A 14,224-nucleotide genomic window follows, 5' to 3' on the forward strand; every position below is an offset into this window, starting at 1 on the left:
CGCGGGTGGGCAGCGGCGGGGTCAGTGGCGGGGCTTGCGCGCGGGGCGGTCGTCGCGGCCACGGTCGTCGCGACCGCGTGACTCGCGCCGCGCTCCCGCGCCACGGTCGGGTCGCAGCTCGATCAGCTTGCCGCTGATCCGCGTGCCCGAGAGCCGGGAGAGCGTGTCGCCCGGGAGATCGGCCGGCAGCTCGACGATGGAGAAGTCGGGCATGATGCGGATGTGCCCGAAGTCGTCGCGGCTCAGGCCGCCCTCGTTCGCGAGGGCGCCGACGATCTGGCGGGGCTCCACGCGCTGACGCTTGCCCACCTCGATGCGGTACGGCGCCATCGGCTTGTCGCTGCGCTCACGCCGTGCGGCGCGCTCGCCTCGACCACGGTCGTCGCGGTCGCCGGCGCGACCACCACGGTCCGACCGGCTTCCGCGGTCCTCGAAGCGGGAGTCGCGCTCGATGCGCTGCGTGAGTGCGTCGTCCCCGCTGAGCAGGAGCGGCTCGTCGCCCTGGGCCACGACGGCGAGCGCCGCCGCGACGTCCGCCTCGGGCACGTCGTGGTGCTCCACGTAGTGCGCGATGATGTCGCGGAACCGCGAGATGCGGTCCTCCTGCGCGAGCGCCCCAGTGATCGCGTCGTCGAAGCGGGCGAGGCGGGTGGTGTTGACGTCGTCCACGCTCGGCAGCTGCATCTGGGTGAGCGGCTGGCGGGTGGCCTTCTCGATGGCGGTGAGCAGGCGGCGCTCGCGGGGCGTGACGAAGCTGATCGCGGCGCCGCTGCGGCCCGCGCGCCCGGTGCGGCCGATGCGGTGCACGTACGACTCGGTGTCGATCGGGATGTCGAAGTTGACCACGTGGCTGATGCGCTCGACGTCGAGACCGCGGGCGGCGACATCGGTGGCGACGAGGATGTCGAGCTTGCCCGACTTCAGCTGGTCGACCGTGCGCTCGCGCTGGGCCTGGGCGACGTCGCCGTTGATGGCGGCCGCGGAGTAGCCGCGGGCGCGGAGCCGCTCGGCCAGCGTCTCCGTCTCGTTCTTCGTGCGGACGAAGATGATCATCCCCTCGAAGTTCTCGACCTCGAGGATGCGCGTGAGCGCGTCGATCTTCTGCGGGTACGACACGACCAGGTAGCGCTGCGTCGTGTTGGCCGACGTGGTGGTCTTCGACTTGACCGTGATCTCTTCGGGATCGTTCAGGTACTTCTGCGAGATACGGCGGATCTGGGCCGGCATGGTCGCCGAGAAGAGGGCGACCTGCTTGTCCTCCGGGGTGTCGGCGAGGATGGTCTCCACATCCTCCGCGAACCCCATCTTCAGCATCTCGTCGGCCTCGTCGAGCACGAGGTACTTCAGCTGGGAGAGGTCGAGCGTCCCCTTGTCGAGGTGGTCCATGATGCGGCCGGGTGTGCCGACGACGATATGGACGCCGCGGCGCAGGGCGGAGAGCTGCACGCCGTAGCCCTGGCCGCCGTAGACGGGGAGCAGGTGCACGCCCTTCAGGTGCGCGGCGTAGCTCTCGAAGGCCTCGGCCACCTGCAGGGCGAGCTCGCGGGTGGGCGCGAGCACGAGGGCCTGCGGGCTCTTCTGCGACAGGTCGAGGCGGGAGAGGATGGGCAGCGCGAACGCGGCCGTCTTACCGGTTCCCGTCTGGGCGAGGCCGACGACGTCGCGGCCGCTCAGGAGGAGGGGGATGGTGGCCGCCTGGATGGCGGACGGCGTCTCGTAGCCGACGTCCTTCAGCGCCTTGAGAACTGCGCTGTCGAGCCCCAGGTCGGAGAAGGTCGTCGTGTTTTCGGTGGTCTCTGCCTCGCTGGGGGCGGAATCGGGCGGGGTCATCATCCAACGGTAGTCCCTGCGGCCCGTATTCGTGCTGCGAGCGGGAAGCGTTCAGCCGCCGATCGTGGCCGCGGTGACGTCGACGACGAAACCGGAACGGCCCGTCGACACCGCCCACTCGCGCACGACGGAGTAGACGCGACGGCAGACCTCGCCCGCGGCCTCGACGCCGTCGACGCCGATCCGCACGCGGATGCGGTCGCCGCTCACGAGCACGGTGTCCGGTCCGACGGCGCCCGGAGCGATGGCGGATCCGATCGCCGCGACCACCTGAGCGACCGGGGAGGCCGCCGGGTAGAGGGTCGCGACGCCGGGCACCGCGAGGATGAGTGCCGAGAGCGACGCCGTGGAGTCGGCGCGGGCGTCGTCGGCGGCGGGCGTCCCGATCATCGCGCGTCCTTTCCGGCGCGGGGTTCCCGCACGTCCGTCACGAGCACGTCGACCGACGCGATCGTGAGCTCGGCGTGCCGGGCGAGTTCGGCGACCACGGCTTTCCGCACGGCTTCGGCGGTCTCGGTCATCGACACCCCGTAGCGCACCGATATCTCGAGGTGGACCGCGACCGGCGCCCCCGGCGTCTCCGCGTCGCCCTCCAGCCGGCACCGGCCGACGAGCACCCCGTCGATGTCGTCGCCGACGCCGCGCACGAGAGCCCGGACGGCCCCTTCAGTCAGAGCCAGGTCGGCGGTGGGGTCGGGATGGGCGATCGGGATGCGGCGACCCGACTGCACGTCCAGCCGGATGCCCGTGAGGATGCGCCCGACCCAGTCGTCGTCGGTGGGGCTGGCCGCCGCCTCCTGGTCGAGGAGGTCCTGGGTGGCCCGGCCGAGGCGTTCGAGCGCGGTCAAGGCTGCTCGGCATTGAGGGGAGCCGTCGATGGACGGGTCGGCCGGCTGCCGCCCGGCGGCCAGGTAGTCGCTCAGCTCGTCGAGCGTGTGCCCGTCGATCAGTTCGTCGGGCGGGAGCAGCGGATCGGTCATCGCCAGTCCTCCATCGCCTCGAGCAGCTTCTTGCGGCCGCGGGCGAGCTGGCCGCGCACCGTCGATGCGGGGACGCCGAGCTCCTCCGCTATGTCGTCGTAACTGTACTGCCCCACTTCGCGGAGCACCCAGCATCGTCGCTGCAGTTCGGGGAGCAGATCGAGAGCCGCGCCGAGCGCCTCCGTCGCAGTGTGCGCCTCCACCAGCCTGCTCGGCTCGTCGCGGGCCGGAGCGGGTGCGTCCAGCTCGGTGACGTCGTCGTGCTCGTGGCGCACGCGGATGCGGTCGATGCACCGCCTGCTCAGGATGCGCATCAGCCAGCTCTTGACCGCCGCACCCTCGTCGAGCTCGCCGAGCCGTCGCCACGCGGTGACGAACGTCTCCTGCACCACGTCGTCGGACTCGTCGGTCGATCCGAGCATGCGGGCGGCATAAGCGCGCATCAGGGGAGAGTGCCGGCGCACCAGCACCTCGAACGCGACGGTGTCGCCGTCGGCCGCGCGACCGGCGAGGAGCCCGTCGGCCGCCTCCCACAGGTCGGACACGCTGGACCTCGCCACCGCACCCCCTCTGCTCGCGGTCTCTTGAGCGACCACACGCATCATGTTAGACAGGCGATCAGCACGCCGAGCGGAGTGCCGACGAAAAAGTTCGTGCGAGAACGTGACGATTGCGCACCTGCGCCCGTCCCAGCAGTAGGAGTCACCACCGTGACCACCGCGGGACGCCCCGCGGACAGAGGGAAGGACCACGCATGGCCAACACAACCACCACCCCCATCACCACCGGATCGGGCGTCGTGCCGGCGCAGGGCAAGACCGTCATCAACGACGCCGTCGTCGCGAAGGTCGCCGGCATCGCGGCCCGCGAGGTCCCCGGCGTGTTCGCGCTCGGCGGCGGGGCCGCCCGTGCCTTCGGAGCGATCCGCGAGGCGATCAACGCGACCGACCTGGGCCAGGGCATCAGCGTCGAGGTCGGCGAGACGCAGGTCGCCGCCGACGTCACCATCGTCGCCGAGTACCCCGTCGCCCTCCAGAAAGTCGCCGCCGACGTCCGCACGGCCATCACCCGCGCGATCGAGCAGATCGTCGGTCTGCAGGTGACCGAGGTCAACGTCACGATCAACGACGTGCACCTGCCGTCCGACGACGATGACGAGCAGGAGGCGCGAGTCCAGTGACCTCCGCCCGCTTCGGCGTCCTGGTCGCCGGCGCGCTCGCCGTCGTCTGGGCCGTCTTCGGTTTCTGGGTGTTCCTCGGCGTGGCCGCCGCGATGCTGGTCGGCTACCTCGTCGGACGCCTGCTCAGCGGCGAGATCGACGTGGCACGCCTGGCCGACGCGCTGCGCGGCCGCCGTTCGTCGTCATGACGGCCGGGCGCGACCGCATCGCTCCCAAGGCGCTGGAACGCGTCGCGCGGGCGGTCGCGGCCGAGGCGCTGGGCGTCCGCGTCGCGGAGACCTCCGTGCGCATCTCGGACACCGGCGGTGCGCTCGCCGTCCGCGTGCAGTCGCCCGTGGCGCTTCCGCCGCTCGGCGACGCGCCCGGCGGCGGGCTGACCGTCCGGCTGGCCGACGCCGCCGCGGAAGCCCGCCGGCGGCTCGCGGAGCTCACGGGCCTGGAGGTCGCACGCGTCGACGTCCGCGCCACGTCCGCCGTCATCACGGAAAGGAGAGTTCGATGAGCGATCCCGCTCCCCGCATCGTGCGTCGTGAGACGCACTCGCCGCGGTCGACGGCCGCCGTGATCGTCGCACTGTGCCTGGCCGTCGTCATCGCCTGGGTGGCGACCGAGGGCGTGCTGTCGCTCCTGGGCCTCCCGGCGCTCCTCCTGTCGCCGCGCGGGATGCTGACCTCCGTCGCCGGTGCGCCCGACGCGTCGGCCGCCTCCGTCATCGCAGTCGCGGTGGCCGCCGGGCTCGTCGGAGTGGTCTTGCTCGCCATCGCGCTGCTTCCCGGCCGGCGGGCACGTCGCCCGCTGCACGCCGAGCACGCGATCGTCGTCGCCGACGACACCATGCTGGCGTCGGCGCTCGCGCGGACCGCCGCCAGGACCGCAGCCGTGTCCGCCGACGCCGTGAGCGTCTCACTCGGGCGCCGGACCGCCACCGTGCGTATCGTGCCGGTCTCGGGCACGCGCGTCGATCGGGATGCGGTCCGCGGCGCGGTCACCGAGGAGTTCACCCGGGCCGCGCCGACTCGGCCGGCGCGCGTCTCCGTACTCGTCTCCCCGGCAGGAAAGGTCGGATCGTGAACAGCACCAACCGCGCGCTCAACCGCGCACTGCTCGCCGTCGTGGGGCTGCTGGCCCTCGCGGTCGCCGCATCCCTCGCCTGGCTGCTCGTCACTCCGAACGGCGCCGAGCTCTGGCGCACCTGGTCGCGCACAGCCGTGGCCTGGACGGACGACGTGTTCGGCCGGCCGCTGTGGAGCGGGACCACGGTCAGCCTGGCGGCGGTCGTCGCCCTGGCCGCCGCTGTGGTGGCCGTCGTCCTGCTTCTCGCTTTCGCGCTCCGGCAGGGCGGAGGCTCCACGGCCACGGTCGTGCGGGCGCGCGGCGACGACGGCGGGATCGAGATCGACACGGCCGTGCCCGCCCGCCTGCTCGTCGAACGGCTGCGCGGCGTGCCGGGAGTGGCGAGCGTCGCCGTCAGCGCGTACCGCGTGCGGCGGCAACCCGCACTCAAGGTCACTGTGGACTGCCGCCGCGGAGCCTCCCCCCGCACCGTCGTCGACGCGATCGACGACGCCGTCCTCCGGCTCGGGCAGGCCCTCGGCACGCGGCCGACCGTCTTCGCGCAGCTGACCGGAGGGTTCCGGGCCCGCGTCCGCACTCCTGTCCGGGTCGACACAGGTGCGACGGCGGTGCATCCCATCCCCTAGCCTGGTTCGCATGACCGTCGCCGTCGAGAACCTGCCCCCGCTGACCTGGAGCACGGGAGTCGGCCACGCCGAGCAGACCGCCGGCGGGGAGCTCGTGGTGACGGCCGCCGCCGGCACCGACTGGACCAACGACGCGTTCGGCGGTCCCCAGCAGCATGCGGCCACCTCACTGGGCTTCGTGCCGACCGAGGACTTCGCGCTCAGCGCGCGGGTGCGGGTCACCTCGCCTCGGACCACCTTCGACGCCGGCGTGCTCGCCATCTGGGGCGACCGGGACCACTGGGCGAAGCTCTGCTTCGAGTTCTCGCCGCAGGGTCAGGCGATGGTCGTCTCCGTCGTCACCAACGGCTACTCCGACGACTGCAACTCGACGCTCGTGACCGACGAGCACGTGTTCCTCCGGGTGATCCGCTCCGGAACGGGCTGGGCGTTCCACTCCTCCCGTGACGGCGAGACCTGGGACTTCGTCCGCGTCTTCCGGCTCGACCACGACGGCCCGGTCACCGTCGGCTTCATGGCGCAGGCGCCGATGGGCGACACCTGCGTCGCCGTCTTCGACGCGATCGAGTACCGCACGGACGTTCCCGGCGACTTCCGCGACGGCTCCTGACGCGCGCCGGCTCCGGGCTCCCGGGGCCTCCGGCTGCGCTCACTCGAGGGCGGTGAAGTCCGCCGGGCGCCAGGTGCCGTCGAAGACCGCCGCCTGCGGCCCGTAGACGCGGAAGTACACGAACCAGCCCCGGCCCGGGATCGTGCGGATCCAGTGGCCGTCGTCGCCCTCCGGTCGCTCCGGGCCGAAGTGCAACGCGATGGACCCCGACGCCGGGGCGTCCCGCAGCTCGAACATCGACCGCAGTGCCGCATACCCCTGGTCGGTCTGGATCTGGCTGCGCGTCTCGGCGTCGTACACGGTGACGCTCCAGAACAGGCCCGCGGGCACCGGGAGGGGCACCTCGAGCCGGTACGTGCGCGAGCCGTCGAGGTACTCCCCCTGATCGTCCCGCGCCCCGAACCAGTAGAGGGAGCCGAAGCCGGCCTGACGGCGGAACATCGCAGGCGACGTGGCGATGGCCTGGAAGAACCACACCTCCCGCGCCACCGTGTCGGTGTAGTCCGGCGTCTGGAAGAACCCGTTCTCGGGCCGCAGCGTCACCCATTCCCACTGGCGGTCGCTCCACACCGAGCGGTCGGGCCGCCGGTCGGCGAACGACTGCACCCGCAGCTGGTCGTTGCCGTCCTCCGCGGCGGCGACGAGGATGCGCCGGAGCCGCTCGTCGGGCTCGAACGGCGTGCCCTTCTCGATGCCCAGCGCGGCGAGGTCGCCGTACGCGGCCCTGGCCTCCTCCAACGCGGGCTCGGTCGAGATGAAGTCGTGCAGCACCCGCCAGAACTCCAGCGTCCGCTCGACCGAGACCGGGGTGGTGTCCTGCGGCTTGCCCGTCAGGTCGATCCACGTCGGCTCCTCCCACGGCGTCGACGGGTCGAGCGGGTGCACCTGCACCGTGGTGAGCAGGTGCAGCGCCGCGGGGACGTCGCCGTCGACGGGGATGGATCGGACCCCGCCCACCACATGGAACGTGCTGGACCGCGCGACGTAGTACCCCTCGGGCACCTCGCCGTCGTAGCCGGGCGGGAGCAGCAGGTAGCGACCGCCCTTGCCGCCATCCGGACCGGGGAGGCCCATGTCGGCCACCCACCGTTGGTCCAGCGCCAGGAACGCCGCGATGATCGGGCCGGCCGGGATCTCCACCACCAGGGGTCCGACCGAGAGGTCGAGCAGGATCGGACCGTACGGGGTGTCGGAGTTGAGGGTGAACCCCACCTGGAGCGGACGCGTGTCGAGCGTCCCGAAGACCCGGTTGTACTCGACGCCGACGGCGAGGGTGCCGCGCGCGATCATCATCCCCGAGACGGCCGGGTAGAAGTACCGGTAGCAGGCGACCGCACGATTGCTGTCGGCGCGATCATATGCGTCCGCGACGGCCGACTCCGTCGGAAACCCCCCGGGAAAGCCTGTCGATGCCATCGTCCCCTCCATCTGCGCAGGCGGGAGCCGAGCGGCTCCCGTTCAGGGACTGTCTAGTCGGTCGGCGCGGGCGCGAACAAGACCCGATCGCCGACGTCTCGAAGGCCCGCTAGAAGATCAGCAGCCCCGCGAGGTAGCTGGCGCCCAGGGTGCCGACCCCGACGGTCAGGGAGCGGGCGATGGTCCGCAGGACCCCGGTCCGCCCGCTGCGTGCGCTCACGATCGACGTGAGGATCAGCGAGGCGACCGCCGCGAGCAGCACCGCCCACGCTTCGAGCTTGCCCGGCACCAGGATGGTGATCAGGAGCGGGACGAGTGCGCCCAGCACGAATGCGGCGCTCGCGGTGACACCGGCCCAGACCGGAGCCGACCGGGACAGCACCTCCCGGATCCCGTGCTCCGCCTCCAGCTGGGCTCCGAGCGCATCCGCCGCCGTCAGCTGCTCGGCGACCTGGAGGGCGAGGTCGGCGGTCAGCCCCTTGCGCTCGTAGTGGCCGGCGAGTTCGGCGACCTCCTCGTCGGGGCTGAGCTCGAGCTGCGCGGCCTCCTCCCGGATCACGCGGAGCTGCGCCTCACGCTCGGCCGCCTCCTCCGACCACTTCGCCCCGCCCAGGCTGAGACCGCCGGCGACCGTCGCGACGATCGCAGCCGTGAGAAGAGTGGAGTCGGAGGCCCCCGCACCCGCGAAACCCTCCAGCACACCGGCCGTCGCGATGATGCCGTCGTTCGCATCGACCGTCCACGACCGCAACGACGCCGCATCCGTCACCGCATCGCGGAACCGGGTGAGCAGACTGGCCATGCGTCATGCTCTCACGAGAGGGGTCGGGCGAAGCGGAGGGCGTGGGATTCGCACCGTTACGGCGGCCTTGCGAACGACCGCGAGGGCTCCGAGATCCGATGGTTCGCAGGATCGGGCCGACGACAGCATTGCTCGATCGCCTTCAATCGCCTCAACGTGTTGCCGGGCGCCTGCGGGCGGTCCCTCAGCCTGCTCGCTGCATCTCCTCCATCCCCCCGACGAATCCGGCGATGACCTGCGCAGCGTCGCCGTTCAACGAGGCCGATCGCGCTGCGAGATGCGCAGGCACTTCGGGATGGCCGCTGCTGACACGGATCAGACGCGACGATGGCAGCGCGGCGGCGATGCTTTCGAGCGGCCGGCGGATCACCTCGGGTGTGCGGAATCCCGATCCGATCTCGAGCACGACGAGATTCTCTCCGTTGTCGGCGGCGGGCTGAAGCCATCGACGCAGGGACTCGCGCTCGAACTCGAAGTGATCGTCGACGAACCATCGCCCGCCGTTCACGTTGAGCTGGACGGCACCGCCGCAGTTCGGGCAGACGGGTACGGCCGACTCCGACGTGGCCCCGGTCTCGGGATCGTAGCCGGCCAGGGCTCGAGCGATCACATCGGTCGAGTCCCAAACTTGGCGGGTGCACGGCGTGCTGCACTGGAAGAGGCCGTAATCGCCTCGCGGGGTGTAGACGAGATCGGGATCGAACCCGTTTCGCAGGAACAACGCGTCCACGTTCGACGTCACCACGAAGTGCTCCTTGTCGCCCACGAGCTCCCGAAGGTCCTGATAGACCGGGTTCTCGTCGGGGCCGAATCGGACATCACTGACGTGCACCCCCCAGAACCCCCATTGGTGCCGGGGTGACAGAGGCTGTCCGATCACCTCGCGTCGCGATGAGTATCCCGCGCGCTTCAGAGCGGGCAACTGCTCGGCGAAGCGATTCGGATCCGAGTAGTCGAACCCCGCCGACGCCGAGAGGCCCCTCCCGGCGCCGATGAGTACCGCGTCTGCTTCACAAAGCCAGACCATCGCGTCGTCGCGGCTCCCGGCTCCGAGAACCGGCTTCTGCGAACTCCGAGTCAATTCAGCGCGTCCGTTCTATCGTCTCTCAGCCCGAGAGGCCACCCGAGAGCGACGCGCTCCGACGAGACCGGCACCGCCCAGGACCGCGCCTCCTGCAGCCAGGGCGAGCAGCAACCAGTCGGAGCTTCCCGTCTCGGCGAGATCACCGCTGACAGTGGGGCCAGGAGCGCCCGGCTGCGACGTCGGCGTCTGCGTCGGACGGATGTCCACCTTCACCGAGATGGATCCGTTGTCCGGCGCGGGATCCGTCGCCGCGCGAGCCGGCCCACCGCCGACCACGGCGAGCAGCACGGCGACGACGAGCGCCACGGATCCTCCGCCGAGCGCATGCCGTCGCAGGCTCGATTCCTCGGCTTCTGCCCGGCCCTCCTGCCGGGCCTGCTCGACGAGCCGCGAGACTTTCGCGTCTCGGCGCCGACGATCACGCCAGAGCCACCAGACAAGGAGTACCGCTATCGCGATCACGATCAATTGCGACCAGGGGACGGCAGGGATCGTTCCGGTCGCAGTGGCCGGCTCCACCGATACCGGAGCGGAACTCGCACCGGCCACTGCTGCCTTCGCCGATACATCCACCGAGTACAGGAACGCGGGCCAGAGGGAGGGGATGGTGACGGCAGCCGTGCGCGTCTCGCCTGGAGCGATCTCGACCACGGTATCGCCGGGGACGCTGACCGAGACCAGCCCGAAGAGGGTGTGCGCGGAGATGACCGGCTTGACCGAGAGTCGGGTGTTGCCGGTGTTGGAGATCGTGTAGGGGAGCTTCAGCGAGCCGGCTTCGAACGGGTTCCACGAGCCGTCGTACGACCCGCCGATCGTGGCAGCGACACGAGGGGTGAGTTCGCCGGCGACTCTCGTCATCACGCGGAATCCGACCCGCGACTCGACGCCGACCTCGTCGTCGGTCCCCGACCGGATGCTCGCTGCGACGCCGGCGGCATGGTCGCCCGGAGTCGCGTTCTCCGGGACCGTGACCGTGAAGGGGACGACGACGTCCGCGCCCGGTGCCACATCGACTGTCGGCTGGATCGTGATCCACGTTCCGGCATCGACCGACTTCCGGTCGGAGGTCAGCATGTTGAATCGGCCGGTGTCGGTGAAGTATCCGTCGGCAGCCGTGAGCGTGAAGGTGACTGGCTTCTTGCTGAGATTGCGGATGAGCAGATGCTCGTCGACCGATGCGCCGGGGTCGAGCTCGTGCTCGACCCACGAGCGGCCGTCCTCTGCGGTGCCGTCGCTGGGTCGCACCATCCAGGTGACGGTGCCGTCCGGCTGCCCGTCGGCGCTCACCGCTGCGGACGCGGCGGCGGCATTCGGAAGGGCGAGGAGGAGGGTCGCGGCGAGCGTGACGGCGATGCGGAGGAACGGTCGAGGCATGGGCGGCTTTCTGGCGGAGCAGGAGCAGGAGCGGGGACGACGGGAGGCGGGGCGGCGCATCGGATGCGCCGCCCCGCCGTCTCGCGACGTGCTATTCGAACAGCGAGAGGGTCAGGACGGAGGTGTAGCTGCCCGGGGCGACGTCGGCGGCGTTGACCTTGAGCTGCAGACCGGCGGTCGCGCTCCACGAGCCGCTGTCGTACGACTCGCGCTGGTCCCAGTTGACGTAGAGCAGCTCGCCGTCGGCGTAGGAGAGGCCTTCGCTGTCGGTGTCGTCCACCACGGTCGGGATGTCGCCGCCGGGCTCGACCGAGGGGCCGTAGTTGCCCGCGAGGGCCGGGGTCCAGCCGAGGTGATCGGCCGAGATCGTGTTCGCGCCGCTGACGAAGTCGCTCGCCGTGCCGAGCACGTACCAGGGCACGTCGGGGACGTCGGAGCGGGTGTCGGTGACCGTCACCTTCGGCAGTGTCCCCGTGAATTCACGGACCATCGGGTCCCCGCTGCTCACCTCCGACAGGGTGCTCTCGTTCCCGTCGACGCTCATCGCGAGGATGCCGTCGGGGTAGCGGTCGCTCACGTTGACCTTGACGTCGACGTCGCTGTTGCCGACGGTGTCGTCGGCGACCGCGACGGCGGTCCCGGCGGAGAGCATCAACAGCACTCCGAAGGCGGTGGCCGCGGACTGCGCGGCAGTGAATTTCTTCATCGATCTTCCTTACATTTCGGGTTCGTGGTCATGGTGCAGGGCGAGGGGCCCTGACCGGTGCGGGGCGCTGTGCACGCCCCACCCCGGTCGTTCGGGGCGGTTCGACGGCTAGGACGTCGGATACGCCGCGTAGGGAGCGGACTTCGTTTCGGTGAGGGATGCGCCGTTGACCTTTCCGGTCACTGCGACACTCGCCGAGCCGGCGGGCACTGTGGCGAGCTTCGAGTTGATCGAGACGCTCACGGTCGTGCCGGGCTCGACCGCGGTGAACGTCTTGTTGCCGTAGGCCGTGGTGATCACGATGTCGACCGAAGTCGTCGCGTTGTTCGTCGCGGCGACCGAGAGGTACGCCTTGCCGGCGAGCGGCTTCACCGTCGTCGTCGCGGACACGTCGAAGTGCGACACGTCGGCGCTGGCCGTGAGCGGCAGGTTGGCGGACGAGCTGCCGATCCAGAACTGGCGGACGCCGGTTCCCAGCTTCCAGCTGTGCGACGTCGAGTCCCAGTACTCGAACTGGTGCATGTCCAGCGGGATCTCGACGACCTTCGACTCACCGGCGGCGAGCTCGATCTTGTCGAATCCGACGAGCTTGCGCTGCGCCTGCTGGGCGGTGACCGTCGGGCTCGCGCCGGCGTACACCTGCGGGACCTCCTTGCCCGCACGGGTGCCCGTGTTGGTCACGGTCACTTTCGCGGTCACCGTGTCACCGTGCTGCACGACGGTGGGCGCGGAGTACGAGAACGAGGTGTAGGAGAGGCCGTAGCCGAACGGGAAGAGCGGAGTGATGTTCTTCGCCTGGTAGCCGCGGTATCCGACATTCACGCCTTCGGAGTAGTCGACGACGTTGCCGACGCCGGGGTACATCGCGGTGTTGCCCGCGAACGGCGTCTGCGTGTCGGAGACCGGGAAGGTCTGCGACAGCTTGCCCGAGGGGTTCACATCGCCGTAGAGCAGCGCCGCGGTCGCCTGGGCGCCGTTCACACCGGGGTAGTACATGTCGAGCACGCCCGCGACCTTGTCGAGCCACGGCATGGTGACCGCGGAGCCCGCGTTCAGCACGACGATGGTGTTCGGGTTGGCCGTGGCCACCGTGTTGATCAGGTCGTTCTGCTGCGTGGTCAGCGAGATGGCACGGTCGGTGGAGATCGTGTCGGCGACGAAGACGATCGCGATATCCGACGCGGCAGCGGCGGTGCCCGCGGCCTGGAGCGCGGTGGGGGTCGTCGGGATCGCGGGGACGGAAGTGACCGTCGCGCCTGCGCCCGCACGCTCGGTGATCGCCTGGAGCGGCGACTTCGCGTTCGGGGACTTGACCTCGGCGCTGAGCACGCCGCTCACCTTCGGGGTCACCGAACCCGGACCGAAGACCGAGATCGTGTGGCCGGCGGTCAGCGGGAGGGCGCCGTTGTTCTTCAGCAGGACCCCGCCCTCCTCGGCGATCTTCTGCGCCATCGCGGCGCCCGTCGCGAGGTCGAACGTCGGGCGGGTGGCGGCCGCACCGTCGAGCAGGCCGACGGCCTCCATCGAGGTGAGGATGCGCCCGACCGAGTCGTTGAGTGCCGACATCGGCACGGTGCCGTCGGTCAGAGCGGTGCGCAGACCGGTGGTGAACTTGGCGGCCTGGATGCCCACCCAGTACATCTCCTGGTCGAGACCCGCGTTCATATCGGTCACGGCGCGCGTGACGCCCCAGTCGGACATGATGTAGCCCTGGAAGTCGAGCTGGGTCTTCAGGATCTGGTTCAGCAGCTCGTCGCTGCTGCACGAGTAGACCCCGTTGACCTTGTTGTAGGCGCACATCGCGGCACCTGCGCCGGCCTTGACGCCCGCTGCGAAGCCCTCGAGCTCGGTCTCGTGGAAGGCCTGCTCGGAGATGTTCGCGGAGACGTTGCCCTTGTTCGTCTCCTGGTTGTTCAGCGCGAAGTGCTTGATCGTCGCGATGACGCCCGCGTCCTGGATGCCGCTGACCTCACCCGCCGCCATCCTCGAGACCAGGAGCGGGTCCTCACCGAACGCCTCGTAGTTGCGTCCGCCCTGAGGGACGCGGATGAGGCTGACCATGGGCGCGAGGAGCACGTCCTGGTTGGCCGCGCGCGCTTCGGTGCCGTACGTGGAGCCGAAGGTCTGGGCCAGGTCGGGGTCGAAGGTCGAGCCGACCATGGTCGACACCGGGTACGCGGTCGCATCGATCGGCAGGCGCAGGCCGGCGCTCCCGTCGGTGTACCGCATCGGGGGGATGGCCAGACGGGGCACGCCCGGCAGGTAGGCGGCCGAGCCCGAGGTGACGGCTCCCGGGTTCAGCGGATCCTTGGACGGCGTGACGAAGCTGAGCTTCTCGTCGAGCGTCATCTGGTTGATCAGCCCCGACACGCGTGCCGAGGGGGTGAAGGCGGGGCGGCCGGCTGTGGCTGCAGCGGACGGATCCGCGGTGGCGAGGGTGGGCACGAGAGCTCCGGTGGCGGCCAGGACGGCTGCCACGACGAGAGCGTTCAGCGTGCGTCCTCTGGGACGCGTGGTCGATGACACTGCTGACTCCTTTGTC

The 14,224-nt window shown here is 70.6% G+C and carries 16 protein-coding genes; 6 read left to right on the forward strand and 10 right to left on the reverse strand.

What is annotated here, in order from left to right:
- Positions 1–21: 21 nt before the first annotated feature.
- From ACFVU2_RS03050 to ACFVU2_RS03065, 4 genes are read right to left on the reverse strand one after another with little or no spacing between them, the layout of a single operon-like run.
- Positions 22–1,830 carry a DEAD/DEAH box helicase gene (locus ACFVU2_RS03050; RefSeq protein ID WP_387870816.1) on the reverse strand — a complete coding sequence of 603 codons (1,809 nt, stop codon included), beginning with the start codon at positions 1,828–1,830 and terminating at the stop codon, positions 22–24.
- Positions 1,831–1,881: 51 nt separating this feature from the next.
- A complete protein-coding gene (locus ACFVU2_RS03055) occupies positions 1,882–2,220 on the reverse strand; it encodes a hypothetical protein (RefSeq protein ID WP_387870818.1) in 339 nt (112 codons plus the stop codon).
- The gene (locus tag ACFVU2_RS03060) at positions 2,217–2,810 is read right to left on the reverse strand and encodes an Asp23/Gls24 family envelope stress response protein (protein ID WP_387870821.1); all 594 of its coding nucleotides are present in this window, start codon (positions 2,808–2,810) and stop codon (positions 2,217–2,219) included. The genes ACFVU2_RS03055 and ACFVU2_RS03060 overlap by 4 nt, the downstream gene beginning before the upstream one ends.
- Positions 2,807–3,370, reverse strand: a complete 564-nt coding sequence (locus tag ACFVU2_RS03065) for an RNA polymerase sigma factor (RefSeq protein WP_387870824.1) — start codon at positions 3,368–3,370, stop codon at positions 2,807–2,809. The genes ACFVU2_RS03060 and ACFVU2_RS03065 overlap by 4 nt, the downstream gene beginning before the upstream one ends.
- A 194-nt stretch (positions 3,371–3,564) precedes the next feature.
- Between ACFVU2_RS03065 and ACFVU2_RS03070 the strand changes: the two genes are divergently transcribed.
- Genes ACFVU2_RS03070 through ACFVU2_RS03095 form a run of 6 tightly spaced genes read left to right on the forward strand, consistent with a single transcriptional unit; the run spans position 3,565 to position 6,300 of the window.
- On the forward strand, positions 3,565–3,990 hold the full coding sequence (locus ACFVU2_RS03070) for an Asp23/Gls24 family envelope stress response protein (RefSeq protein ID WP_387870827.1): 426 nt from the start codon (positions 3,565–3,567) through the stop codon (positions 3,988–3,990).
- Complete coding sequence (locus ACFVU2_RS03075; RefSeq protein WP_021765496.1) at positions 3,987–4,178, forward strand: hypothetical protein; 192 nt, start codon at positions 3,987–3,989, stop codon at positions 4,176–4,178. The genes ACFVU2_RS03070 and ACFVU2_RS03075 overlap by 4 nt, the downstream gene beginning before the upstream one ends.
- Positions 4,175–4,492, forward strand: a complete 318-nt coding sequence (locus ACFVU2_RS03080; RefSeq protein WP_387870830.1) for a hypothetical protein — start codon at positions 4,175–4,177, stop codon at positions 4,490–4,492. Before ACFVU2_RS03075 ends, ACFVU2_RS03080 begins: the two co-directional genes overlap by 4 nt.
- Positions 4,489–5,061, forward strand: a complete 573-nt coding sequence (locus ACFVU2_RS03085; protein ID WP_387870833.1) for a DUF6286 domain-containing protein — start codon at positions 4,489–4,491, stop codon at positions 5,059–5,061. Before ACFVU2_RS03080 ends, ACFVU2_RS03085 begins: the two co-directional genes overlap by 4 nt.
- The gene (locus ACFVU2_RS03090; RefSeq protein ID WP_387870835.1) at positions 5,058–5,690 is read left to right on the forward strand and encodes a hypothetical protein; all 633 of its coding nucleotides are present in this window, start codon (positions 5,058–5,060) and stop codon (positions 5,688–5,690) included. Before ACFVU2_RS03085 ends, ACFVU2_RS03090 begins: the two co-directional genes overlap by 4 nt.
- 10 nt (positions 5,691–5,700) lie before the next feature.
- Entirely contained in the window at positions 5,701–6,300 is a 600-nt protein-coding gene (locus ACFVU2_RS03095; RefSeq protein WP_387870838.1) for a DUF1349 domain-containing protein, read from the forward strand.
- A 39-nt stretch (positions 6,301–6,339) separates the two neighbouring features.
- On the opposite strand, the gene ACFVU2_RS03100 is transcribed toward ACFVU2_RS03095, so the two are convergent.
- The 6 genes from ACFVU2_RS03100 to ACFVU2_RS03125 form a co-directional block, all read right to left on the reverse strand.
- The gene (locus tag ACFVU2_RS03100) at positions 6,340–7,716 is read right to left on the reverse strand and encodes a DUF1254 domain-containing protein (protein ID WP_387870841.1); all 1,377 of its coding nucleotides are present in this window, start codon (positions 7,714–7,716) and stop codon (positions 6,340–6,342) included.
- Positions 7,717–7,825: 109 nt separating this feature from the next.
- Positions 7,826–8,518, reverse strand: a complete 693-nt coding sequence (locus tag ACFVU2_RS03105; RefSeq protein ID WP_387870843.1) for a VIT1/CCC1 transporter family protein — start codon at positions 8,516–8,518, stop codon at positions 7,826–7,828.
- A 184-nt stretch (positions 8,519–8,702) separates the two neighbouring features.
- Entirely contained in the window at positions 8,703–9,284 is a 582-nt protein-coding gene (locus ACFVU2_RS03110; protein ID WP_387870846.1) for a hypothetical protein, read from the reverse strand.
- Between the two features lie 330 nt (positions 9,285–9,614).
- Positions 9,615–10,976, reverse strand: coding sequence for an LPXTG cell wall anchor domain-containing protein (locus ACFVU2_RS03115; protein ID WP_387870849.1), 1,362 nt, complete (start codon positions 10,974–10,976; stop codon positions 9,615–9,617).
- 91 nt (positions 10,977–11,067) lie between these two features.
- A complete protein-coding gene (locus tag ACFVU2_RS03120) occupies positions 11,068–11,682 on the reverse strand; it encodes a hypothetical protein (protein ID WP_387870851.1) in 615 nt (204 codons plus the stop codon).
- Positions 11,683–11,790: 108 nt separating this feature from the next.
- Complete coding sequence (locus tag ACFVU2_RS03125) at positions 11,791–14,208, reverse strand: beta-glucosidase (protein ID WP_387870853.1); 2,418 nt, start codon at positions 14,206–14,208, stop codon at positions 11,791–11,793.
- Between the last annotated feature and the right edge of the window lie 16 nt (positions 14,209–14,224).

It is taken from the genome of Leifsonia sp. NPDC058194 (assembly GCF_042883605.1).
Taxonomy (GTDB): domain Bacteria; phylum Actinomycetota; class Actinomycetes; order Actinomycetales; family Microbacteriaceae; genus Leifsonia.